The organism is Sulfitobacter sp. AS59 (assembly GCF_038899995.1).
Classification (GTDB): domain Bacteria; phylum Pseudomonadota; class Alphaproteobacteria; order Rhodobacterales; family Rhodobacteraceae; genus Sulfitobacter.
The window spans coordinates 469467-494418 of the sequence record NZ_JBBMQK010000004.1 but is presented as its reverse complement, the minus strand read 5'-3'; the positions used below and the strand labels follow the sequence as shown (position 1 = coordinate 494418).

21 protein-coding genes are annotated in these 24952 nt (G+C 54.7%); 12 read left to right on the top strand and 9 right to left on the bottom strand.

Features of this window, described 5'->3' with window-relative positions; genetic code table 11:
• Positions 1-737: 737 nt before the first annotated feature.
• Together WNY39_RS12485 and WNY39_RS12480 are read right to left on the bottom strand one after the other, a co-directional pair.
• Positions 738-2102: a sensor histidine kinase gene (locus WNY39_RS12485; protein ID WP_342845834.1), complete on the bottom strand. Its 1365-nt coding sequence runs from the start codon at positions 2100-2102 to the stop codon at positions 738-740.
• A 2-nt stretch (positions 2103-2104) separates the two neighbouring features.
• Entirely contained in the window at positions 2105-2773 is a 669-nt protein-coding gene (locus WNY39_RS12480; RefSeq protein WP_342845833.1) for a response regulator transcription factor, read from the bottom strand.
• A 139-nt stretch (positions 2774-2912) separates the two neighbouring features.
• On the opposite strand from WNY39_RS12480, the gene WNY39_RS12475 reads away from it, so the two are divergent.
• The 4 genes from WNY39_RS12475 (at position 2913) to WNY39_RS12460 (ending at position 8199) form a co-directional block, all read left to right on the top strand.
• Positions 2913-4019: a tricarboxylate transporter gene (locus WNY39_RS12475; RefSeq protein WP_342845832.1), complete on the top strand. Its 1107-nt coding sequence runs from the start codon at positions 2913-2915 to the stop codon at positions 4017-4019.
• Between the two features lie 69 nt (positions 4020-4088).
• A complete protein-coding gene (locus WNY39_RS12470) occupies positions 4089-6116 on the top strand; it encodes a tripartite tricarboxylate transporter permease (protein WP_342845831.1) in 2028 nt (675 codons plus the stop codon).
• Entirely contained in the window at positions 6113-7204 is a 1092-nt protein-coding gene (locus WNY39_RS12465) for a 4-oxalomesaconate tautomerase (protein ID WP_342845830.1), read from the top strand. Before WNY39_RS12470 ends, WNY39_RS12465 begins: the two co-directional genes overlap by 4 nt.
• A gap of 26 nt (positions 7205-7230) precedes the next feature.
• Positions 7231-8199: a D-2-hydroxyacid dehydrogenase family protein gene (locus tag WNY39_RS12460; protein WP_342845829.1), complete on the top strand. Its 969-nt coding sequence runs from the start codon at positions 7231-7233 to the stop codon at positions 8197-8199.
• On the opposite strand, the gene WNY39_RS12455 is transcribed toward WNY39_RS12460, so the two are convergent.
• The 3 genes from WNY39_RS12455 to WNY39_RS12445 are packed head-to-tail and all read right to left on the bottom strand — an operon-like array spanning position 8196 to position 10560.
• Positions 8196-8876: a transporter substrate-binding domain-containing protein gene (locus WNY39_RS12455; protein ID WP_342845828.1), complete on the bottom strand. Its 681-nt coding sequence runs from the start codon at positions 8874-8876 to the stop codon at positions 8196-8198. The genes WNY39_RS12460 and WNY39_RS12455 overlap by 4 nt on opposite strands.
• A gap of 2 nt (positions 8877-8878) precedes the next feature.
• A complete protein-coding gene (locus tag WNY39_RS12450; protein ID WP_342845827.1) occupies positions 8879-9913 on the bottom strand; it encodes an AbrB family transcriptional regulator in 1035 nt (344 codons plus the stop codon).
• Positions 9910-10560, bottom strand: a complete 651-nt coding sequence (locus WNY39_RS12445; protein WP_342845826.1) for a GntR family transcriptional regulator — start codon at positions 10558-10560, stop codon at positions 9910-9912. The genes WNY39_RS12450 and WNY39_RS12445 overlap by 4 nt, the downstream gene beginning before the upstream one ends.
• Positions 10561-10620: 60 nt before the next feature.
• Between WNY39_RS12445 and tcuA the strand changes: the two genes are divergently transcribed.
• Positions 10621-12102 carry an FAD-dependent tricarballylate dehydrogenase TcuA gene (gene tcuA, locus WNY39_RS12440; RefSeq protein WP_342845825.1) on the top strand — a complete coding sequence of 494 codons (1482 nt, stop codon included), beginning with the start codon at positions 10621-10623 and terminating at the stop codon, positions 12100-12102.
• A 302-nt stretch (positions 12103-12404) separates the two neighbouring features.
• Entirely contained in the window at positions 12405-13037 is a 633-nt protein-coding gene (locus WNY39_RS12435; protein ID WP_342845851.1) for a tyrosine-type recombinase/integrase, read from the top strand.
• 133 nt (positions 13038-13170) lie between these two features.
• Here WNY39_RS12435 and WNY39_RS12430 read toward each other — a convergent pair whose 3' ends face one another.
• Positions 13171-14067 carry a LysR family transcriptional regulator gene (locus WNY39_RS12430; protein WP_342845824.1) on the bottom strand — a complete coding sequence of 299 codons (897 nt, stop codon included), beginning with the start codon at positions 14065-14067 and terminating at the stop codon, positions 13171-13173.
• Positions 14068-14176: 109 nt separating this feature from the next.
• On the opposite strand from WNY39_RS12430, the gene WNY39_RS12425 reads away from it, so the two are divergent.
• The 3 genes from WNY39_RS12425 to WNY39_RS12415 are packed head-to-tail and all read left to right on the top strand — an operon-like array spanning position 14177 to position 16656.
• Complete coding sequence (locus tag WNY39_RS12425) at positions 14177-14800, top strand: peptidase (protein ID WP_342845823.1); 624 nt, start codon at positions 14177-14179, stop codon at positions 14798-14800.
• 18 nt (positions 14801-14818) lie between these two features.
• The gene (locus WNY39_RS12420; RefSeq protein WP_342845822.1) at positions 14819-15820 is read left to right on the top strand and encodes a sterol desaturase family protein; all 1002 of its coding nucleotides are present in this window, start codon (positions 14819-14821) and stop codon (positions 15818-15820) included.
• 11 nt (positions 15821-15831) lie between these two features.
• Entirely contained in the window at positions 15832-16656 is an 825-nt protein-coding gene (locus WNY39_RS12415; RefSeq protein ID WP_216038058.1) for a 3-methyl-2-oxobutanoate hydroxymethyltransferase, read from the top strand.
• A 462-nt stretch (positions 16657-17118) separates the two neighbouring features.
• Here WNY39_RS12415 and WNY39_RS12410 read toward each other — a convergent pair whose 3' ends face one another.
• Both WNY39_RS12410 and WNY39_RS12405 read right to left on the bottom strand, forming a co-directional pair.
• Entirely contained in the window at positions 17119-18027 is a 909-nt protein-coding gene (locus WNY39_RS12410; protein WP_342845821.1) for a LysR substrate-binding domain-containing protein, read from the bottom strand.
• Between the two features lie 394 nt (positions 18028-18421).
• Entirely contained in the window at positions 18422-19054 is a 633-nt protein-coding gene (locus WNY39_RS12405; protein ID WP_342845820.1) for a tyrosine-type recombinase/integrase, read from the bottom strand.
• 203 nt (positions 19055-19257) lie between these two features.
• On the opposite strand from WNY39_RS12405, the gene WNY39_RS12400 reads away from it, so the two are divergent.
• The 3 genes from WNY39_RS12400 (at position 19258) to WNY39_RS12390 (ending at position 23187) form a co-directional block, all read left to right on the top strand.
• On the top strand, positions 19258-19662 hold the full coding sequence (locus WNY39_RS12400; RefSeq protein ID WP_342845819.1) for an HIT family protein: 405 nt from the start codon (positions 19258-19260) through the stop codon (positions 19660-19662).
• A gap of 401 nt (positions 19663-20063) precedes the next feature.
• Positions 20064-20630 (top strand): biliverdin-producing heme oxygenase, encoded by a 567-nt coding sequence (locus WNY39_RS12395; protein WP_342845818.1) that lies wholly within the window; start codon positions 20064-20066, stop codon positions 20628-20630.
• On the top strand, positions 20623-23187 hold the full coding sequence (locus WNY39_RS12390) for an HWE histidine kinase domain-containing protein (RefSeq protein WP_342845817.1): 2565 nt from the start codon (positions 20623-20625) through the stop codon (positions 23185-23187). The genes WNY39_RS12395 and WNY39_RS12390 overlap by 8 nt, the downstream gene beginning before the upstream one ends.
• A 513-nt stretch (positions 23188-23700) precedes the next feature.
• On the opposite strand, the gene WNY39_RS12385 is transcribed toward WNY39_RS12390, so the two are convergent.
• Positions 23701-24951: a DUF262 domain-containing protein gene (locus WNY39_RS12385; RefSeq protein WP_342845816.1), complete on the bottom strand. Its 1251-nt coding sequence runs from the start codon at positions 24949-24951 to the stop codon at positions 23701-23703.
• Position 24952 lies beyond the last annotated feature (1 nt).

Sequence of the window (24952 nt, the reverse complement as noted above, 5' to 3'; positions counted from 1 at the left end):
CAACAGGCCGGATACATATGAGCGACTTCCGAGAACATGTCAGAAATCATTTGCGAACAGCAGCCGGTACATACATTTGGGCCGACATTACTTGGACCAACGTTGGCTTTCGGTGCGTTGCTGCTCTTTGTGCAAGGTGCAGCATCCGGAATTTGGGGCTGATTGTGTTGAAAAACTCCGAATTTCAGATGTCGCAACTTTTCGGAAAGAGCCCGTGTTATCGAAAAGTCAGATGAGATTTGCCATGAGGCGCAGTGAGCTGCCACATGAGCAGAAGAAGACTAATTTGGCCGAACCCCTCGCCTCGAAAAGTTGGCCGCGCTGTACGGGCAAAAATTTCTCCGATTTCGTCAAAAACGGAGTTTTTCAACAGTATGGGCTCACTGCCGACCTTCGCTGCACTTTCAAACAAAATCAGCTTCAAACCGGAGGCGAGCGGCGGCACTGCGGGACGAAGCCGACCTCGCGGCGCTCTCAACCAATGACCGCTTTCCAAATGCTGCTACCCCAGCGTAACGCACGTCGGGCAGTTTCCTGACATTCACTGCAAATGGCAATGGCCTGATTGGCTTCAGCGACATTTATGCATAGCCAAAATGAGCGATCTGACTTGATCGGAAGCATTTCAACTTTTGAATATTGGCATCGATCACGCGGCGGTGGTTTTTCAAAGGCAGCCGTTAAGAGTGACCGTAAATGTCTAGCACCAATTCCTAATTTATAGGGACATAACTTGGTTAGCGGGCTAAAGGTATCGTTAGCTTGATTGAAGCGCCCGAAGCAATTTCCATCAGTTCCAAGCGCCCGTCATGATTTTCCATCACTCTGCTTGCAATGGGTAGCCCTAAGCCACTGCCTGGCCCTCCGCCTGCTTGTGAAAAGCGGCTGAGAGCTGCAATGTGTCGATCTGCAGGGATGCCTGTGCCATCGTCACTGATGACGAGAGTTGCATTTAATCCGTCCTCCGACAAATCCAATGTAATCTGAGTCAGATCCGCTCCGCCATGGATGATCGAGTTGGTAAGTAGATTCAGCACAGCTTCACGAAGCATGGTTGTATCTCCTGTTGCAATTACATCCTCTGAGGGAAGGACATAGGCCAACTCTACATCACACTCGGGGTGTTGTTGACTAAATGCGATGCCGACGTTGCGGACGAAAGCTCTAAGTTCGACGGGCAATCCTGACCGCAGAATATCTGTGCCGCTCGCGCGTTCGAATGACAAAAGTTTATTCGTCAGATCGCTGGCCTCCCTTGCCGCAAGAAGTAATTCGGCACTACGCTTTTGTGCGGCTTTCGGGTTTGGCGCGTTTTCAACGGCTTCCGCTAACGCGAGCACGCCTGCAACGGGGTTTCTGAGTTGGTGCGCAGCGTTGGAAATGAATTCATCCTTCGAGCTGATCCGCCGCGAAATCCGGTCGAGCAAAGCGTTGAGTGTATTTACAAGCCCCTGCGCTTCTGCAGGCACAGCACGACGGATGGGCTTAAGCTCAGTCGGGCTGCGTTCTGCTATTGCGCGTTCCAGAGCAAGCAGGGGACGCAGTCCCAGCCCTACGCCGAACCAGACTACTACCGCCACACTGAGTACAAGAAGCGTGATCACCGCGAAGGAGCGTGATAGGACATCGCGCACAAAACTGCTGCGCACATCCGCGTTTTGCCAAACGGTAATACTGAAAACCCCAGCCACGCCACTTACGACGGTACTGTCGCGATAGCGTAGGACGCGGACCTTTTCGTTCTGATAGGTGCTGTTGTAATACTGCGGATCGGTTGGCTCATCCGTAAGGACGTTTGGCAGAACCGGCGGCGTTGAGTAGCCGGTCACGAACACCCCGTCAGGCGCGTAGACGTGATAAAATATCGGCCCTCCGGATGTGTCGTTCAAAAGCCGCTGAGTAGATGGGCTGATCGCGTCCCCATCCGACAGAGCCACATCGCGCGAGATCGCAAGCGCGGCTGACAATAGCCCCCGATCAAAAATGTTTTCGGCGCGATCGGTTGTCGTCCGAAACTGCCACGCGGCGGCGATAAGAGAGATGACCAGAAGCGGTGGCAGGATGATTAGGGTGAGCCGCGCGCGCAGAGACTTCAACTTCATGGTCATGTCCCGGCTGACATCTGATAGCCAATACCGCGGCGCGTACGGATATTGATACCGTGTTGTTTTAGGCGACTGCGCAGGCGCGAAACATAGACTTCGACGACGGTCTCTTCGACATCTGCCCCCACGCCATAGACATGATCCAAAACGGCGGTTTTCGAAACCGTGCGCCCCTCTGCAGCCAAGAGGCATTCAAAAACCGACATCTCGCGGCGAGGGAGGTCGATTTCGGTCTGACCATCTAATAATTGCCGCGCAGCGGGGTCAAACTGCAACGCTCCGAAGGTGCGTAACTGTTGCTGTGGAATGTCCCGCCTGCGCAACAGGGCCCGCACGCGAGCCTCCAACTCTGCCATCTCGAAGGGTTTAATCAGGTAGTCATCTGCTCCCGCATCAAGGCCTGTCACCCGATCTTCTGTATCTGCCCGTGCGGTAAGTAGGATCACCGGTCTGGTATCGCCCTGACCGCGCATTTTCTTGAGCAGCGACAGCCCATCCTGACCTGGCAGATTGATATCAAGGATGACCAAATCAGCCTGATCGCGGGCCAGATAATCCTCTGCAGCACTGCCGTCATGCAGCACATCGACAGAGTGTCCAGCGTCCTCAAGACGGTAGGTGATACCTTTTGCAAGGCTGACGTTGTCTTCAACCAGTGTGATCCGCAATTTGAATAAATCCCGATAATGCAAGTCTGGTGCAAGGTTCGCAGGTCAAAAGGAATACATCAACCGGGGGCGGACACCCTCGGAACGATTCTAAAATAGCCCCTTTGGGAGAAGGGGCATACAAAACCGGGAGGAATATATGTCCACTTTCAAATCCACGCGCCGCGTGGCCATGAGCCTTGTGGCCGCGGCCGCTGCAACATTCGGCCTGCAAGCGAATGCCGGTGGTCATGGCATCGATCTGACAGGAAAAACCGTTGAATGGATCATTCCATTTTCCGAGACTGGCGGCTCCGCAAAATGGGCGAACTTCTATGCGCCGTTGCTGTCCGAAGCGCTACCAGGCCAGCCGACCGTCGTTGTGAAGTTTATGCCTGGAGCAGGTTCAACCAAAGGGGCCAACTATTTCCAAGAGCAAACCTATGACGACGGCACCCTGATCTTCGGTTCTTCAGGCTCCACACAGTTTCCTTATCTGCTGGGTGATCCACGGGTGAAATTCGAATACTCTGACTGGAACGTGGTTCTTGCTTCTGGCACCGGCGGCGTGGCCTATCTGCCGCCAGAACTGGCCGCAAAGATGGATGGTCTGGACGCTACTGGTTTGCAAGACATCGATTTTATCTATGGCAACCAAGGGGCCACGCGCCTTGATCTGGTCCCGACATTGGCATGGGAAATGCTGGGCCTCAACGTAGAGAGCGTCATGGGTATCAAGGGTCGTGGAGACGGACGTTTAATGTTCGAGCGCGGCGAAGCCAATATCGACTATCAGACATCCTCGTCGTATCTTTCGGGCGTCACACCACTGGTCGAGGCGGGCACAGCCGTTGCCATGATGACATGGGGTGCGCTGGATGACGAAGGCAATATCGTGCGTGATCCCACGTTCCCCGACACCCCGACCTTCAAGGAAATTTGTGAAGCCACCGAAGGTTGCGAGACTTCCGGTCAAAAATGGGATGCGTGGAAAGCATTCTTTATCGCGGGCTTCCCTGCTCAAAAAATGGTGTTCCTGCCACAAGGGGCCACGCCTGACGCAATGGCCACCTACACAGCCGCTTTCGAGGCTATCAAGGCACGCCCTGATTTTAAGGAAATCTCGGGTAAACGTCTGGGTGAATATCCGCAGATGACGGGTGCTGCGGCACGAACCGCCATGGTCAGCGCCACGAAAGTTTCACCTGAGGCCAAAGCATTCATCGTGAACTGGCTTCAGGAAAAGTACGGTGTTTCTCTGAACTAAACTTTCCTTTTTGAACGCCCCACCCGCATGAGTGGGGCGTTTTTCCGAGGAAAGTGGGAGGATCATTTCATGGAAGTCATCATGGAGGCTTTGCCTGCATTCAGCGACGCTTGGACGCTAATATTGCAACCTGTTGTGTTGGGATATTTAGTCATGGGTGTCCTGATGGGACTGTGCATCGGGGTGTTTCCCGGATTGGGCGGCATTGCAGGTCTATCACTGTTGCTTCCGTTTATGTTCGGCATGGACCCCATACTGGGTCTGGCGCTGATGATCGGCATGGTTGCGGTCGTCCCGACATCTGATACCTTTGCCTCTGTTCTTATGGGTATTCCCGGATCTTCGGCCAGTCAGGCGACTGTGCTGGACGGCTTTCCAATGGCCAAAAAGGGTCAGGCGGCACGCGCGCTTTCAGCGGCATTCGCGTCATCTTTGTTTGGTGGTCTGGTAGGGGCCAGCTTTCTGACGGTGTTTATCCTGATTGCACGTCCCATCGTGCTGGAGTTCCGCACCCCAGAATTGTTGATGATCACCATCTTCGGACTGTCGATGGTCGGTATCCTTGCCGGTCGCATCGCGATCAAAGGGATTGTCGCCGCAGGCCTCGGCATGTTGATCGGTATGATTGGCGAAGGCGCGTCTTCGGGTGATCTGCGCATGTCGTCCTATGACTTTCCATATCTTACAGACGGCCTGAAACTCGTGATCGTGGGCCTTGGTATCTTTGCCATCCCCGAGATCATCTCGCTGCTGCGTCAAGACCGCGCCATCAGCCAAGAGCCGCAAATCGGCGGCGGTTGGATCGATGGTGTCAAAGACTGGTTCGACAATATCTGGCTATCTGTGCGTTGCTCTATCATCGGGGTTATCGTGGGCGTTATCCCCGGTCTTGGCGGGTCAGTGGTCGACTGGATCGCTTACGGCCATGCGGTACAAACGACAAAAGACAAATCCAACTTCGGCAAAGGCGAAGTACGTGGCGTGATCGGACCTGAGAGTTCCAATAACGCGAAAGAAGGCGGCGGGCTGGTACCCACCTTGCTCTTTGGCATTCCGGGCTCAGGCTCTATGGCGATTTTCATTGGCGCGATTGCCCTACTGGGATCTGGGCAGATTGAGGTTGGTCCCGCAATGCTAAAGAACAACCTCGACATCACCTACGCTATCGTGTGGCTGCTGGCGCTGGCAAACGTGGTCGGCACAGTCATTTGTATCGCCGCCTCTGGTGGCATCGCAAAGCTGACAACAATTCGCTTTGTCCTGCTGGCACCCTTCCTATTTATGATCATCAGCTTTGCGGCGTTCCAGTCAGGCCAGAACCTGATGGACCTCGTGGCACTGTTTGCTATCGGGTTCCTCGGCATCCTGATGCGGCGGTTTGACTGGTCGCGTCCGGCCTTCCTTATTGGTTTCGTATTATCAAATCCTGCCGAAACCTACGCAAACCAAGCGATTCAGATCGCGCAATCGCGCTTCCGCAAAGGTTTTGGCGAAGGGATCGACTACATCTTTTCGCCCATTGTTATCATTTTGGTAGTGATAACCGTAATCTCGGTTGTGCTTGGGCTGCGTCAGGCTAAACACATCATGGCCGAAGGCGATATCACAGCAGGCTCCAAGCGTGCGCCGATGGTCTTCATGCTGCTGGTTACCGCCTTCATCGGCTATGCGTTGTATGATGCGATGTCGATCCCCAGCTACAGCCGCGACCGGACCTTCCCGATCTTCGTGGCAAGCATTTGCCTGATTGGCTGTGCTTTTCTCATCATCCGGATGATGCTCAAGCCCGAGACGGACACGATCTTTGCCGATCGAGAACTGAATGGCGGAGATGCGTACGCGGCCCATGGATTGTGGCCAACGCTGGCATGGTTCGGGGCGCTGCTGGTGCTGACCTCACTGCTGGGTTTCATCCTTGCGCTAACGGTCTTTTTATTCACCTTCATGGTGGTCCGTGCGCGGGTCAGCATGGTCTTTGCCGCCGGATATACCGCCGCGGGACTTGCATTCATTTGCGCCATGGCATGGCTCCTGAACCGCGATTTCCCGCCCGGTCTTTTACAGGAATACTTTACCCTCCCATGGCCTTTCACATGACCCAAACAGAAATTCCTTTTATATTCATGCGCGGTGGCACCTCGCGTGGTCCCTACCTCAACCGCAAGGATCTACCGAATGATCTGGAAACCTTGGCACAGATACTCATCGCCATAGTAGGTTCAGGTCATCCGCTTAACATTGATGGGATCGGCGGTGGGGCGGCGGTGACGACCAAGGTCGCAATGCTTTCAAAGTCCGATGATGAGTGGGCTGATGTGGATTATTTCTTTGCTCAAGTGAGCGTCGAGGACCGGTTGGTGGATTTCAAACCCACCTGCGGGAACATCTTGTCTGGGGTCGGCCCTGCAGCCATCGAAATGGGGCTGATAGCAGCACAAGATGGCGAGACGACTGTAAACATTCGTGCTGTGAATACCGAGGCGCGGGTTGCCGCAGTTGTCCAAACACCAGGTGGGCAAGTCAGCTATGAAGGCATGGCTCAGATTGATGGCGTGCCGGGTACGTCGGCACCTGTAGCCTTGCAGTTTATGGAAACAGTGGGTGGCGTCACCGGTGCCTTTCTGCCCACCGGAAAGTTGGTCGATGTCGTCGACGGGATCTCGGTCACCTGCATGGATGTCGCCATGCCAATGGTAATAGCCAAGGCCAGTGATTTTGGCCTGACCGGATACGAGAGCGCAGCCGAATTGGACGAGAACCGCAGCTTTTTTGCCAAGATGGAGGCCCTGCGCATTAAGTCTGGTGCGCTGATGGGGATGGGCGATGTGACCAAATCCGTCACGCCAAAATTCGGGCTTTTGGCGCCTGCGCGTGCTGGCGGGACTATCGCGACGCGGTATTTCATGCCGTGGAACACTCATCCGACGATGGCCGTAACCGGTGCGCAATGTCTTGCAGCTTGTGTGCTGACGCCGGGCACTGTTGCGGAGGGGATGGCGGCCAAGCCCAATGAAGTTCCTGCCCCCATAACGCTAGAGCATGCCTCGGGCAGCATCGATGTGGTTGTAGATTACGCACAGACCGATGTGGGATTTGAGGTTATTTCTGCAGGTTTGATCCGCACGGCACGCAAGATTGCCGCTGGAAGCGTGTTTGTCCCTAAATCAGTATGGGCTGGCCTATGACACCACATGTAACAAGGGATAAGCCCATGAAAGTCCATATTCTTGACGATTGGTTTGATACGCTGCGCGGTCTGCCGTGCTTTTCGAAGCTGGCAGATCATGAGGTCACCGTCTGGACCGACCATGAGCCTGATCCAGCTAAACTTGCCGCGCGGGTGGCCGACGCCGAGGCGTTGGTGCTGTTTCGCGAACGCACAAAAGTTGGTGCTGAGTTGCTTGCGGGGTTGCCAAACCTCAAGCTGATTTCCCAGCGGAGTGTCTACCCCCATGTGGATGTGGCAGCTTGTTCGGCGTATAGCGTTCTGCTGAGTTCCAACATGCACGCGGGCGCGCCGTCCTATGCAGCGGCAGAACATACGCTTGCGCTGATCCTCGCCAGTTATCGCCAGATCCCACAGCAGACGGTGTCGATCAAGGCAGGCCATTGGCAATCCGGCGTTGGGCGCACGCTGCGTGGCAGAACACTTGGGCTTTATGGCTATGGGCGCATCGCGGGTGCAGTTGCCGAATACGCGAAAGCGCTGGGTATCAAGGTGCAATGGTGGGGATCAGAGGCTGGACGCTCACGCGCTCTCGCTGCGGGTGAAACAGTTGCTGAATCACGCGAAGCGTTTTTTGCGACCTCGGATATTGTCAGCGTCCACGTACGGCTCAAGCCGGAAACACGCGGCCTAATCACCGCCACTGATCTGGCACAGATGCAGCCCCGCGCGCTTTTCGTGAACACGTCGCGCTCCGGCTTGGTTGAAACCGGCGCGTTGGAGGCTGAAGTGGCAAAAGGCCAACTGCACGCCGCTGTGGATGTATTCGATCACGAGCCGCTGACCGATACGTCGAACATCTTGCTGACCCACCCTAATGTGCTGGCCACACCTCATATCGGTTTTGTAACCGAGGATGAATTTGACCTGCAGTTCTCTGACATCTTTGACCAAATCAACGCCTACGCGACTGGCGCGCCGATCCATATGATAAACCCCGAGGTCTACCCTTAAGCGTATTGCGCGGCCTCAACGAACCCGTCCTCGATCGCACGGCTTACAAAATCATTGAGTGCTGCGATACGCGGGTCGGTATTGTCAGGCAGCACCATCGCTTGGCGCACCGAGGTCAGCACGCCGGATAAGATGCGGATGTCGGGCGATCCTGCAAAAGCCCCCTCTAGCGAGGCACGGACACCGGCCACGGCATCACATCTGCCTGCACGGAATTCTTCAAAGCTTTCGGGTGGCGTACCTGAACGTTCCAGTGTGGCATGCTGGAGGCTCTTGGTCAGGTGCATATCATAGGCTGAGCCAGTCGAAGTTAATACCTTTACGCCGGCAGCATCGACATCCTCTACATCAGTGAATGGTGCATCACTGCGCACCGCATAGGTCGCCTCAATCACAATATAGGGCTGGGTAAAGGCGATTTTTTCGGCCCGCATGGGATCAATAGCAAGAAAACCTACGTCCCATTTGTTAAGGCGGGAATCTTCAAAGACTTTTCCGGCACCGCTGTAGATAACGGGCTCCATTCGCGCGCCGATCTCCTCCGCCAGTCTTTGGGCCAGCGCGGGGCTGACGCCCGTCAAATTGTTGCCATCCTGCTGGACCAATGCGCGATTGCCAGTATTGACTGCCACGCGCAACACACCGTCCAGTGCCAGTGTTTTCAATTCCGCTTGCATCGTTATTTCCTTTTTTCACGGTTAACATCGAACAGTCGTACGAAAAGCGGCGCACCGAGGATGACCACAAATATACGTAGCACGTGATGTGCCACCACAAAGGCCATATCCGCACCTACGATCAAAGCCAGCACTGTAAGCTCTGCCTGTCCCCCCGGCGCAAAGGCCAGGATCGTTTCCATTGGCGGGGCAAGGCCAGCAAGGTGGATGGTCTCAGCAAAGATGATGGTCAGCACCAGAAGGATCACGCAGAACCCCAGACCTGCCGTCACATCCGTGCGCACTTCGGCCATGGTGACACCTGCGTATTTGGTCCCCACGCTCATACCGATAAAGAACTGCGCGGCCCAGATCGCCTCTGCCGGTGGGCGGTGGTTCAGGATGCCCGCCAGTGCAAACGCCGCCGCCAGCAGAAGTGGGCCCAGAATTGTGGCACCGAACATGCCAACCCGCTTCGCGATCTGCCATCCAGCAAGACCGCAAAACACCATTAGCGCCAGTTGCACCGGCTCAATACTGGTTGCCGGCGCACCTGGAGGGTTGCTTAGATCAGCATCCCAGACCCATTTCAGTAAAAAAGGAAGCACAACCACAATTACCATAACCCGTGTGGCATGGATGAGTGACAAGGCGCGGACATCGCCGCCAGCTTCTTCTCCAAAGACAAGCATGTCCTGCAAGCCGCCCGGCATGGAGGAATAATAACTGGTTGCGAAGTCAAAGCCCCAGAGACGCTGAAAATACAGCACGCCGACCACTCCGATACAGCCGGTCATCACCGGGATCATCAGCAAGGTCGGCCACATTCCCACCATGGAACCCAATAACGTAGTTGTGAACGTCGCGCCCACAGCTACGCCCAAGATGGTGCGCATGGCATCATTAACCAACCTGATCCCGCGCATCGGCACACCGGCCATTGAGGCTATCAGACAGGCAAAGATCGGCCCCAGCAACCATGGGAGTGGTAAGTGCATAATCTTGAAAGCAAAAACGCCAATCGCGGCGATCCCAAAAGCGTAAAGGCGCGGCATCATTCTTGTAATACCTTGAGCCTGTGGCGCAGGGAGGTTTGCAAATGCGCCTCTGCAGCTTCACCCGCCGCCTGTTGGTCCCCCGCAGCAATAGCTGCGATGATTTGCTCGTGTTGACTGCTAACCGTTTTGATCCGCGCTTCGTCATCCAGCGTCGTCGGCCCCAGCAATATCAACGCATTGTTGAGCGCACGGGCCGAAGCCAGCAAGAAGCGGTTGCGCGTAGCGAGGTATATGCTGCGGTGAAAATCCTGATTGAGAGCGGCTGCGCGGGGAGTGTCGTGCCCCGCACTATCAATCTGTTCGTTGATATCCTTGAGAAGGTCGACCTCGGCGGGGTTAGCATGTTTGGCTGCCATCTCTGCAGCCGTACGTTCAAGGACGAGCCGCATTTCGTAGAGCTCAACGATTTCAGTGGAGCTCAACGTGCGAATGACAGCGCCTAAACGGGGTCGATGCTCGACGATCCCGTCGTTCTCAAGCTTGCGCAAGGCCTCTCGCACTGGTGTGCGCGACAGGTCCAATTTTTTAGCAACGTCTATCTCGCGCAGTCGGTCACCTGGAAGGAATTCCCCAGACCTGATCGCCGCATGCAAACGATGGTAAGCGAGTTCCCCCTGAGACATGTCTTGCAATTCCGAGTTGTGCATTCTAGTAATATCCAAATTGTATCCGCTTGGATACAATAACCACATGAAGAGGAAATACCAGTGTCAAAATCAGTGATTGTCGTCGGAACAGGTAACGCCGCCCTTTGTGCCGCGATCGCAGCGTTGGAAAACGGGGCGCAGGTGACCTTGCTGGAAAAGGCTGATCAGGCTTTGGCAGGCGGCAATACAAAATATACTGCGGGTGCCATGCGCTTTGCCTATGACGGGGCTGCGGATCTTTTGCCTCTGTTGCGCAACCCCAATGACCCTCGCGTTCAGAACGCCGATTTTGGTGGCTATGACACTGAGAAATTTAGCAATGACTTATTGGGCTTCAACGATGGCCGTCCGCTTTCTGAGGAGCAAGAAGCACTCGTCAACTTATCGGGCGAAACGATGCGCTGGCTTGCTTCGCATAATGTAAAGTTTGAACCGATCTATAGCCGTCAGAGTTTTGAAAAAGATGGTCGTCATGTGTTTTGGGGTGGCCTAACGTTGGCAGCAGAGAACGAAGGAGTTGGCCTTTTCGAGATGGAGCTGGCCGCTGTTGAGCGGATGGGCGGAACAGTCCGCTACAATAGCGCTGTCACAGGTCTCGTTACCGAGGATGACCACGTAATTGGTGTGCGCGTTGGCGATGAGGTCCTGCATGCGGACGCTGTGATCCTCGCTTCAGGCGGATTCGAAGCAAATGATGAGCTGCGGGTCAAGCATATGGGCCCGAACTGGAAAGCAGCAAAAGTGCGTGGCACTCCACACAACACCGGCGACGGTCTCATAATGGCGAGCGAAGTGGGCGCTGCTGAATATGGCCTCTATGCCGGATGCCATGCAACTCCAATGGACTTGCATATGGCCGACTTCGGGAATCTTGAACTGCCTGCTGGCGAACGTAAGAACTACCGCAAGATTTCATATTTTCTCGGTGTTATGCTGAATGCCGACGGCGCACGTTTCGTCGATGAGGGTGCCAATTTCCGCAACTACACCTATGCTCAATATGGTGCTGCCATTCTCGAGCAACCAGGTCAGTTTGCTTGGCAGGTTTTCGATAGCAAAGTGTTCGATCTGCTCTACGCCGAATACAGATTTCATGACGCCCATTTTGTTGAAGCTGACACCTTGGAAGCGCTTGCGCCCCTGATGGTTGGCGTAAACCCAGATGCAGCTATCGCTACGCTCGACGCTTACAACGATGCGGTGGATGCTCAAACCGCATTTGATCCAACCGTTCTGGATGGCAAAGCAACTGATGGTTTGACACCGCCCAAATCGAATTGGGCCCAGAAAATAGACGAAGGCCCCTTCCGCGCGTTTCCTGTCACCGGTGGGATAACATTCACGTACGGCGGACTGAAAGTAGACGCCAGGGGCAGTGTCGTTAGGGAAGACGGCTCAACAATTGCAGGCCTGTTTGCATGTGGCGAGATCGTCGGCGGTGTATTTTTTGCGGGATATCCTGGCGGGTCGGGCCTCACGTCAGGCGCTGTATTTGGCCGCCGGGCGGGTTATGGGGCATCTCAGGCAGAACACAATCAATGACAACTGCGCCGTTAAGGCCGTTGAGTGCGGCAAAGACCGCTTCGGGAAAGCTTCCTCTTAGCGCTGAACGAATAGCTACGGTCCACTTGGGTCGGGACTACATAGGTTGAAATTCCCATTTCTCGAAAGCGGACTTTAGCCGCGGTGCAGAAAATGGTAAGTGTGGGCTCGACGCCGCCTTTTGCTTACGCAGAAACACTTGGTGGCGCATCCACGGCGAAGCCGACATTAGTTTTCAGGTTATAATACTCTGTCAGCGCTATGTTGATGTTTGGGCTGGAGGGTTGAATGGAGGGCAAATCATGCCAAGAGTCCAACTTCCCGCCGTCGCCCCGAAACGCAGAGCTTGGAACAAGGGGCGCCTTGTCGGACAAAAGCGTCCACTACTTCCCAAGCAAGTCTGGGCCATCCGCGCGCGCTTAGAACTCGCGGGCAATCTTCGCGATTTGGCTTTGTTCAACGTCGCAATCGACAGCAAGTTGCGCGGGTGCGACTTGGTCGCGCTCAAAGCCGATCACCTAATCAGAGATGGCAGGGTGCGCGAACGCGTGTCGGTCGTTCAAAGCAAAACGAACAAGCCTGTGCAGTTTGAACTGGCTGAAAACACTCGAGAAACTGTGTCCAGCTGGATCAGATCTCCGGAAATGATCAGATGCCAATTCTTGTTTCCGAGCCGTTTTCATGATCGCCCGCACATATCAACACGCCAGTATGGGCGTTTGGTTCGGGACTGGGTTGTTTCCATCGGGTTAGAACCTAGTGGTTATGGCACCCATTCCATGCGCAGAACAAAGGTCGCGGAAATCTACCGCAAGACAGGCAACCTGCGTGCCGTCCAGCTTTTGCTTGGACACACAAAGGTTGATAGCACCGTCAGATATCTGGGGGTCGAGCTCGAAGACGCGCTGAGCATTTCCGAGCGGACCGACATCTAAGAACCTTGACGAACGGCAGGAGCCGTTCGTCATTTCAAAGCGGTCACGGCCGCTTGATAACTCTTACGGCAGTGCTGAGCCCTATCTGTGAATTCAGTTTCCAAGCTGCGCGCGCCTCATCAAAAGTAAGCGATCACAATTGGTCAAGTAAGTGGTCTCTCAGGCGCGCGAAGGACGGCTTATTCAGAAGCTCTTTGCGATAAACAAGGTAGTATCCAAAGCCATCCCGCGCGACTGGCGTGCCAACGCGCACAATCGCGCCTGATGCCACCAGATCATCCTCTAATCCCATGGTTCCAATGCCGATGCCTTCGCCTGCACTCACCAAGTCAAGCATCGTCGGGTAACTGGCGATCTTGGGAATTTGCCCACGATCCAGCAGGGACTGCCCTGTAAGATCACACCAAACAGGCCAAGTGACCCAGCCTACGTCATGAGGGTCGCCGTGATCAAAAATGAAGCGCGGATCAAGTGTCGCCAGTGCCGCATCAGGATCAAATTTCAGATGCTGATCCAGAAACTTAGGTGCTGCGATGATCTGGCAGTGTTCGCGGAACAGCAGATCTGCGCAATTCACACCAAAAGATCCACGACCAAAGCGGATCGAAAAATCGACAGACGGGTCATCGAAGGCGCGGTAATCATCGGCGGTCAGGAAGTTTACCGTGGCCTCCGACGCCATGCGCAGCGCGCTGATCTTTGGCATCAACCACAGATGCGCAATGCCAAAGGACGCACCAACAACCAATTCGTCTTTGCCGACACGTGTTGCATCCCGAATGCCAAGTTCAAGACGGTCTAGAAGGGTTGTCGCGAGCTCTGACAACACGGTCCCTTCTCGGGTCAGTTGGACAACACTGCCGTTGCGGCGAAAGAGCGGCGATCCGATCCAATCCTCTAACCGCGCCACATGGCGCGTAACGGCGGGTTGGGCGACAGACAGTTCCTGCGCCGCACGGGTGAAATTGCTATGCCGTGCAGCGGCCTCAAAGGCCAGCAGCGCGTTGAGAGGAGGGAGTTTTCGCCGCATGAGTGTATCGCCTTGTGATAACAAAAAGGTATTACAACATTCCACTTTTGAGGATCGCGGTAAAGTCAATTGATCTGCATAGTTTCGCAAAACCAGTGGGAGACGAACAATGGAAAAAGTCGCGTTCACGCAGATGAAAGACGGCACCAAAGAGGAATACGCGTTCCTCACCGAACATGAGACCGACTACGCCAAGGACACAGCGAAGCGGCTTATGAAAGCGATGGTTGAACTGGACGAAGGCCTATCAGGCTATCTCGTCACGCGGCTTGGCCATTCGTTGCAATCCGCGACGCGTGCGTGGCGGGACGGTGCGGATATCGACTGGGTCGTCTCCACGCTGCTCCATGATATTGGCGACATATACGCCCCCTATAACCATGATGAATACGCGGCGACCATTCTGCGCCCGTTTGTGCGCGAACAATGCGCATGGTGCGTTCAGACCCACGGCGATTTCCAGATGGTCTATTATGGGCATCACGTGGGCGGTAACCCCAACAAGCGCGACCAGTTCAAAGACAGCCCCTTTTTCGACGATTGCGCGGTGTTTTGCGAACGCTGGGACCAGGCGAGTTTCGATCCTGCGTATGACACCCTGCCGCTGTCGTTCTTTGCGCCGATGGTCGAAGAGGTGTTTGCCCGCACGCCCTATGATCCGAATATCATACAGGCTGGCGTTCGCGCGCCACTGACAGATGCTGTAGCGGCCGCAAACCGCGCTGCCGCCTAGCCCTTCGGAGGTGTCTTTATGACCGACCAGCCCGAAACGCCACCCCGCACCCCGCGCCGCATCTGGAACTTTACGCCTGCGTTACCGTTGCAGCTTGCCCCCTATTGGGATTGGCCGCTGCGTCCGCTCGCGTCACTGGTTTACCTGCTCAAAAGCTGGAACCCGGTTGGGATGCGGCTGATGTTCCTCATCGCGGCCGCGGTGACGTGGACGTTCTTCACACCCGATCTGTCCCGCGCCGAAACAGTGCAATTCGGTTGGGTGTTCGAAGTCTGGTTGCGCAATTTCGTTCTGCTGACGACAGTCGCTGGTGGCTTGCATCTGTTGCTTTGGAGGTTTCGCACGCAAGAAGACGAATACCGCTACGACATGCGCCCGATGATGAAGGGCGCAAAGGTTTTCTGGTTCAAAAATCAGGTTTGGGACAACATGTTCTGGTCCTATGTTGCGATGCACTTCTGGACATTCTGGGAATGCTTCATGTGGTACGCTTATGCTAACGGCTGGGCGACAATGATCACGTTTGACAGCAACCCTGTCTGGTTTGTGGCACTCATTATTATGATCCCGATTTGGGCAGGGCTATACTTTTACGCCCACCACCGCGTGCTGCATATGGGGTTCATGTATCGGCATGTGCATTCATGGCATCATCGCAACATCAATACCGGACCGTGGTCCGGACTTGCGATGCATCCGGTGGAAAGCTTCATCTTGATGACGGATACTTTAATCTGGCTTTTGGTGCCCGCGCATCCCATCCATGTCATTTTCTTGTTGTTCCACCACGGGATCGGCGCGCCTACGTCCCACGCCGGATTTGAAAAGGTAAAGCTGGGGCGCGGCGTTGCGTTGGACGTCGGTGACTTCTTTCACCAACTTCACCACCGGTTTTTCGATTGCAACTATGGCACCGGGGAAACGCCTTGGGACCGCTGGTTTGGAACCTTCCACGACGGGTCGGCGGACGGGAATGAGTTGGTCAAGGAACGCCGCCGCAAAATCTGGTCCGGCCAGTAAGGAGTTTACCTTTGAAGAACATCTACACCTTCGGGCGCAAGCCTGCGCAGCGCAACTATACCGTCGCAGACCTGATCGCGCTTAAGGGGTCGGGCAAGCGGCTGACCATGTGCAACCCAGCGACAGAGGCTGAATTCAAGGCCTGCGTTGAGGCTGACATCGACCTGCTGACTGTGTGGGATGTGCATCTGGAAATGACCCGTCAGATTGCGCCAACGCATTTCGCCGGCACCGCGATGAACTGGGGGCAATTTGCAACCAACGATGAAATTCTGCGCCACGCCATCGGCTGTATGGAAGCAGGCGCGGACATGTATTTCACCAACCGAAGCTTTGATGTGGTCGAGATGCTGGCGCGCGAAAGCATCCCTGTTCAGGTGCATATGGGGCTCGTGCCGTCGCTGTCGCACTGGGCGGGTGGCTTGCGTGCATTTGGACGTACGGCGGATGAGGCGATGCAAATCCTGCGCACGTTCAAACGCTACGAGGATGTAGGAGCCTTCGCCTGCGAGATTGAATGCGTTGCCGAAGATACCTTACGTCTGCTCAATGACCGCACGTCGATCGTCACAATTTCACTTGGGTCGGGCAATGCAGGTGATGTGATCTTCCTGTTCATGGCCGATATTTGTGGCGAGGCCGAGAACCCGCCACGTCACGCCCACGCCTTCCGCGATCTCGCACCCTTGCACCAGCAATTGCACACCGAACGGGTCGCAGCCCTCAAGGAGTTCCAGTCAGAAGTGCGCGGGATGGCCTTTCCTTACCCAGCTCAGTCGATCAGCATGCGGACAGGCGAATTGGACAAATTGCACGAAGCGCTTGAGAAAGTGTGACTGAAAGCTGTTGCGACAGCAGTTTTTGATGATGTCAACGGCATCTTGACGCCAGCATAATGTGGACCCCATACCCATCACTATGGACAGCTCGATTGCCCTTGCTAAGTCTGGTTTTCGTCAGTTGGGAGCGATCGTAGCGAGTGATCGGTTTGGATTCGACCGTTTCTGGCTCGATTGAATGGCTGGTTCATGGAAACCTGCTGCATTGCGTAGCTTCTTGTGCTGCACCTGCGAGAGAATGCTGCGTCAGCGAAGGCGGAAAGTCCAAGGTCGGCTTCGTCCGCATCTTACCAGCTCATGCGTCGTGCTGTGAAGGTCAGGTATCCCAAATTCGCATCTATCGCCGTGGGGCAGCTTCGGGCTGACAACGGCCATCAGGTATGTAAATCTGACGGCGGTGTTGCTGCAACCCTGCTGCCGCACTGCCGCAAGGCAGCTCTGAGTCCAGAGTTACCGATGCTAAGCCATGCCAGCGCTCCAGTAATTGATAGAGCAATGCAGCTCCGTTTCAAGCCATTGCCTGAATTTGCTGACGCTCGATTTTCGCGCTGAATGCTGGCTTGTCGCAAACCAATAGGCTGCGCCTGTCGGTGATCTGCGATCGAATGGAGACGCAACATGACCTTGCTCGAGAGCATCGCATGCGAGAGTCTCCCAGGCCATAAAGATGCCCTGTCCTGTCATCGCCGCATCTAAACACAATGAGGCGTCGGCATAGGTTGGTCCGGATTGCAGATCGACAGCTTTTAAGTCCTGGCCGGATAGCCAGCTTTTCCATCCGTACAACAGCTCGTTTTCGCGGATGATTGGGACGGTTCGTAGATCGTCAAGAGTGCCAAGACGCTGTGCCAAGTCGGGCGAACAAACGGGAAAAACACGCTGATCTAACAGCTTGACGGCGCCCGACCCAATTGACGGATCTTCACCGACCCGGATCCCGATATCGATCTCAGAATAGTCAAGATCGACGACCTCAGCAGTTGGCAGCACCCGCAAGCTAATGTTGGGGTTTTCCTGATTAAATCGCTTTATTCTCCATATAAGCCAACGACTTGCGAATATCGGCGCGACTGAAATAGTCAACATGCCTTCCTCTGGGGCACGAATTTCAGAGATGACCGACGAAAGCTCTTGCATGGCGCGTGTCAAACGCGGTGCAACTTGGAGACATATTGCCGTTGGTTTGAGGCCAGATGCTTCACGAATGAATAGGGACTGGCCCAGTACCGCCTCTGCCTTGGCAAGTCGTTGGCTCAAAGCGCCTGCCGTTATTCCCAACTCGTTGGCCGCCCGCCCAAGGGTGCCAGTTCGGGCAATGGCTTCGATGGCCCGCAGCGCAGAAAGCGGTATTGCGTTCAAGTTTTGCATTTAGTTTTTCTATACCCAAGAGATCGCGAAGTCGATTCCCAACATGATGTTTCTTCGTCAAAATCAACGTATGAAAAAAGCGTTCGCGATATATCTCAAATGGCTTTACAGAGCCCGACCACTGTCGCTTGCGGCAAGCTCTGCGGAAGCCAAATGGTCACGAGATCCACTGTCACATCCTGATATTGCGCGTATGTCGCAGCGGGAACTCGCGGACTTACCGTTAAGTCCCGAGCGGATCAAAAATGAATGACAACTTCGTCCCGCGCTGCCGAACTTTGACCTATGAAAATGCTGCAAGATGGACGAACGGCCGCAATGCGAAAGCTGCAACGCAGCGTTCGAGCTGTTCGTGGACGGCGGCTCCGGGCCGTCCTTACGAACGGCCCAAACGTTAAATCTCAATAGCTTCCGCAATAGCCAAAGCATCTTCGAGCTCGACGCCGAGATACCGGACCGTGCTGTCCATCTTGGTATGGCCGAGGAGCAACTGCACCGCGCGCAGATTGCCAGTCTTTTTGTATATCTGCGTCACTTTGGTCCGACGCATCGAATGGGTGCCGTATGCAGTCGCCTCAAGCCCAATCGACGTCACCCAATCACGGACGATCCGCGCGTATTGACGGGTCGAAATGTGCAGACGCTCATGAAAGCGACCTGGCCATAGGTACTCTGAGCCAACCATGAGCTCATCCTCCATCCATTTCTCGACAGAGGCGCGCGTTCCTTCGGAAATCTCGAAGCGCACGGGTTTTTGCGTTTTGCTCTGCAAGACGGATGCACGTTCTTTGACCTGACCAGAGGCCATGACGTCAACGACCTTCATCTTGACCAGATCACAGCCGCGAAGCTTGCTGTCTATCGCCATGTTGAAGAGCGCAAGGTCACGATGGTTCTCAGCCAGTTCAAGCCTTACTCGGATCGCCCAAACGTGTTTTGGTTTCAGCGGTCGTTTCTGGCCGACTATGCGGCCCTTGTTCCATGCAGGGCGCAGAGCGCGAATGGCTGGTAAGTTTGGTGTTTCCATGACTGATCCTCCGATCCGCCGCGCCCCCCCCACAACGACAACCCGACGTTGACTAGAGCACGATATCACAGGATGCTGCGCTGCCTCCGAGGTCCGGTTAGAGCCCTATCTTCGGGATGCTGCAAGATGCGCGAAGGTCCGCTTCGTGAGTTTGGCGACTTCAATTGCCTCGCATGTCGCAGTCAAAACTGCCAGAGTGCAGGATGACATGTATTTTTTGCTCAATAATCGCAGGCCAAGCCCCCGGACATGTTCTTTTTCGTGGCCAACGTGTAATTGGATTTCTGTCACTTGAAGGCCATCCGCTGGTTGTTCCGTTGAAGCACATCACCAGTCTTAAAGATTTGGATGATGAGACTGGCGCAGAGGTTTTCCAGTCTGCGAGGAGAGTTGCCAGCGAATTGCAGGCAGTGACGGGCTGCGATGGTGTGAATCTCCTTCTCTCGGATGGACCGGCTGCTGGGCAAGACGTGTTCCATTTGCATTTACATGTGAAACCGCGTTGGCATGGAGATGATGTGCGGTTGATATGGGATACAGCCACGGCTTCAGATAATGAGCGCAAAAGTCTCGCAGATGAACTTCGAGCGCGCTTATCGGAGGTTTGACCGATGTAAAAACTGACGTTCAGAGCATCAATTGCTAAGTCAGCTTCGTCCGCCCTGCCGCCGCGCCTTCCAGTTTGGCGTTGATTTGGTATGCAAATGCAGAGAATGTCGGCAAAGAGCCCAAGGTACCGAATGCTGCATTGTGCACGAATGTCCGCTGCCCGAAGTATGGTCAAAAACGTGTCGTGATCAAACCGCGTTCTGCAAAGGGCATGAGGCACACGATTTATGAAGGGTTTTTCTCTGAATCTTCGTCGGGAAATAAGGACCGGCTTTAGCGATGCGCCCTAAGCACAGCACCATGCGTTACTGTATGAACACGGAGCTATGTCATAGCTTATTGCGAAGCAGTTCTGCTATGTTTAAATTGAAGTATCTGAAAACCTTGGCATGCTTGGGCGATGAAAAAGCAAACGCAGACCAGCCTGCGCGCGCGTCTGCGAACTGACACGCGCTTGGCCCATGAACAGCTTGACCAAGAGGTGTCTAGGTTCGACCTGACGACGCCCAATGGGCTTATCGGCTTTTTAGATATGCAGTCCGCCGCGTTTCAAACTCTCTTGGAGTTCTACGCCTCTGCGAAAACAGAAGCCATGATACGAGATCTCCTTGAGCGTGCGACGCTTGATCTTTGTGAACTGCGGTCATCAGCTGAAACGGTACCGGCGGCAATCGAACCGGTCCACCCACTCTCCATCGACTACGCTGTCGCCGGGTCGAGGCTGGGCTCACGACTCCTCAAGAAGCGATGGCAGGCAGCCACAGACCCGAAGGTCAGGCGCGCCCGTGCTTACTTTTCGGCACCAAGTTACATCGATATATGGGCATCATTTTGCGACGCCACCGAAGCGATGCAGTCAACTGGACCGCAGGCCGATCAAGTCGTCAAAGATGCCAACCGAATTTTTCACATGTACCATGAGTGTGCCCGCGCTCTCATGCTTACGAAAGAAGCGACCCATGTCTGAGACAATTTCAAACCAGCCGCAATACGACTACGATCTGACCAACTGCGACCGCGAACCAATCCACATCCTTGGGCGTGTTCAAAGCTACGGATGCCTGATCGCAGTTTCGACCGACTGGATGGTGACATACGCATCTGAGAACTCTGGTGACCTGCTGGGACTTGATGCTCAAACCATCGTGGGCTCTCGCTTCACGGATATCTTCCCCCAAGAAACAGTCCACCATCTGCGGACGAAAATGCAGATGCTCAGCTATCACGCGGAGGCGGCGCGCGTGTTCGCCTATCCCGTATTGGAGGATGAACGGCTTTTTGACGTCTCGATCAGCCAGAGCGATCACAACATCATCTTCGAGTTTGAGCCACGTAACGGGCAAAAACAAACCGATCAGGATCGGTCAACTGTGCGCGCTTTGATCGGTCGCGTTAGACGACACAAAACAATCGATGACATGGCGCGCGAAGCCGTCCGAGCGGTCAAGATGCTGTCCGGATTTGACCGTGTCATGGCGTATAAGTTCAACGAAGACGATAGCGGCACGGTGATTGCGGAAGTTGCCCAACCCGATCAGGAACCGTTTCTGGGTTTGCGCTATCCGGCGAGCGATATTCCAAAGCAAGCACGTGCGCTCTATCTTCGTAGTCCATTGCGGATCATCTCGGACGTCGATGCAAAGATCTACCCAATACACCCTTCTTTTGATCCAAATGGTCAACCACTCGACCTTTCGTTGGCCATGACACGTGCCGTTTCTCCGGTCCATCTTGAATATCTGCGCAATATGGGCGTCGCCGCTTCGATGTCCGTGTCGATCATTCGAAATGGCAAGCTTTGGGGCCTGTTTGCGTGTCACCACCCGACGGCCAAACATATTAGTTATGAGACCCGCAGCGAGATCGAGCTCTTCTCAGAGCTCTTCAACTATCAACTCGCGCAAGTGGAAATGACCTCCGAACTGACAGAGGTTGATCTTGCACGGTCGCTGCATGATCGGTTGATGACACAGCTTTCCGGTGGCAAATCCATGGCGGAAGCCTTTGATGTCCTGTCTGAGAATATCAAAGAGGTTATCCCGTTCGACGGCGCTGCCGTCTACACGGATGGAGATTACAAATTTGCTGGAACCGTACCGACCAAAGAAGAATTTTTGGGTCTTGCACGGTTCCTGAACACCACGCAGTCGGGACAAGTCTACCATACAAATGCGCTTTCGACGCGTTATCCTGCAGCTGCAGACTTCGGAGATCGGGTTGCCGGTATTCTGGCTCTTCCGGTGTCTCGCACGCCGCGGGACTATCTCGTGCTGTTCCGTCGTGAGATCGCTTCCTCGGTAAAGTGGGCGGGGAACCCCGAAAAACCCGTCGAACTTGGTCCGAACGGAATCAGGCTAACTCCGCGTAAAAGCTTTGATGCCTGGCAAGAGGTCGTGCACGGACAATCCGCGCCCTGGCGCGCTTCAGAGCTCCGTGCCGCTGATGCCCTTCGGGTAACGCTGCTGGAGGTCGTGCTGAAGATGGCCGATGAACGGAACGCGGCACGCAAGCAGGCGCAGGATCAACAAGAACTCTTGGTTGCGGAGTTAAACCACCGCGTCCGGAACATTCTGAACCTTATTCGTGGATTGGTATCCCAAGGTCAGGAAGACGCGAAGTCGCTAGACCACTACCGGTCCGTTCTGGAAGATCGCATCTTTGCACTGGCGCGCGCGCATGACCAGCTGACACAAACAGAGTGGAATTGGGTTCCGTTCCGGTCTTTGGTCGAAACCGAGGTAAAGGCGTTTCTAACGTCGAAGGCCTCGCGCGTGAACATCACCGGAGATGAGATTGAACTGTCGCCCACAGCTTTCTCAACGCTTGCGCTGGTGATACATGAGCTTGTGACGAACTCGGCCAAGTACGGAGCCCTCAAAGACACATCGGGCCGCGTTGTGCTCGATGTTCGTCTGCAGCCAGATGGGGTCGCGAAACTGTCTTGGTGCGAAGAGAACGGCCCCCCTGTGCAGCCGCCAAAGCGACGTGGCTTCGGGTCGACAATTATCCAGCGCTCCATTCCCTTCGAGCTGAAAGGCCAAGCCGACACCCGCTACCGTGTGACAGGGTTCGAGGCAGATTTCGTCTTACCGTCTGCGCATGTGCGGAAGGCAGAGTCGACGGTCATTAAGTTTGAAGATGATGCAACGACAAAGGCCTCGGACGTGCGTCTTCAAGGTGAATGCCTCGTACTAGAGGACAACATGGTTATCGCGCTGGATGCGGCGGATATGCTTTCGGACTTGGGTGCCAAACATGTCAGCACAGCAAGCTCTGTTGCCACTGCGCTTCCGCTTATTGAGAAACGTGACATCTATTTTGCGCTGTTGGATGTCAATTTGGGCGATGAGACATCGCTACCCGTGATCGAGAAGTGTTTGGAGTTGGGCATCCCCACGGTCCTTGCAACGGGGTATGGTGCGAACTCAGCCGTCGTCGAGCGGTTTCCAGACGTTCCGGTGCTCAACAAGCCATACAACTCAGACAGCCTCAAGCAGGTTGCCGCGAAAGCGCTTGATATCTAGTCTTCAACTCAAGAAAACTGGTCGCTATTTCAGGCTCCGCGCGACCAAGTTATTGATATGAATCATCTTTATGCCCGCGGCCCCAGATGTCCGCACGCACGACTTTCTCTAACCCGATAGGCTCCTCGAAAGCAGACCCTGGAGCGGCTACAGCGGAATACTGCTTCGTTGCGCTCTGCCGACCTTCCCTTTCCGAAAGTGCTGCATGATGGACGAATGTCCGGTCTGGTGAAGCTGCGCTGCAGCGCTCAGCCTCGAAGCGAACGGCAGGAATGGGCCGTAATCGGCGGCCTGCACGAAGGGCGGGAAGCGGAAGTTCGCTACGCTCGCGAACAGAAAGGGCTAACTTTAGAAAGCAGACATTTTTTTTGCACTCAGTAAAGGTGCGGCCAAGAGTATTTGCTGTCTCAGGTGCTTGTCGGTCTACCCTCTGCACGGCACCGTGGAACGTAGTAGGCCCCAACTGATCCTCCGCGCCGCCACTTTGGAGAAGTTGGACCTATCCTTTTGGACTCAATCAATCGTGTTGCTCTTCGCGAGGTTGCACGAAGGACAACCGATCTGTCCATTTGTCACCGTTGTCTTTCCGCCATGAGAGTATGGAATGATGTGATCAGCATGCCATTCGCCCCACGACAGCTTTTCACCGGTGCAGTGGGTCTTGATCTGACAGTGGCCCAAGCCGCGGCGGAAGATTGCCAGCCGCTGCTCGAAGCTAAACGTCCTGATGGAGTCTTTCAGTTCGATATCTGGATATGCCGAGAAGAACAGCTTCTCCAGAAATTCCAATCGGCTGCGGATCGATTCCTCTGCATCGGTGGAATAACTCGTTAGGCGTTTGTATTCGACCAGTGCGGGATCGCGGTCTTCCTCTTCCAGCCTGTCGTTCGCACGTCGATCGGTCTCAAATGCGATGAACCATTTTGCTAAATCAGCCTCAGTCCCGATGTGCGCATATCCTCCGATCAGCGTTGAAACCAAACAATAGAGCGAAATCGCATTGTAACGTTCAAGCTCTGGCGTCTTTTCAGGGAATGCCCGCAACAAGTAATCCAAGACGCGCCTCACCTTTTTGCCAGTTTTGCCCGAAGTGTCGAACGTAGTGTTTTCACGGTAGATACGGTTCAAGTCGCTATCGCGCACACTGGCGGGCCCACCCGCCATCTCAATGCAGATCATTTGGGACGCGACCTGATCATAGGTAAAGCGGGAGTTGGAAAACTTGCAGTTTTCAAAGAACGCATGGCCTGCGATCTCTTTGGCAAAATCGCGCATCTGACCGGGCATAGCGTTGCGCTTTTCCTGTGCCTTCAGGGTCGTTCCATTCTGGAGACGCAAGAACATGTCTCGGACTTCATCTTCCTCGTCGGTCTGCACGGCATCATCAATGATAACAACATCAACCGCATAGGAATCAAACACCGTGCTTATATCCATATCGAGGTCGGCGTATTTCTTTCCGCCAACGGCAATCCCTTGGATCGGGTCGGTGTCGCGGGGTAAACCATACTCGCCCGCCTGATATTCCCAGATCGTGCGCAACCGCTGTTGGCCGTCGATCACCTCATATCTCACGCCGTCATCCCGCTCGACAGACCTCCAATACATTTTGGGAATATCGTATTCCCGCAAAATTGAATCGATAAGCAACTGCTTTTGCTTACGACTCCATGCAGGGGGGCGCTGGTAATCGGGCGTTGGGTCGATGCGGGGTTTCCACGCGCAAATGGTCGCGATGGGAAGTGTCTTCTTGCTCATTTTCATT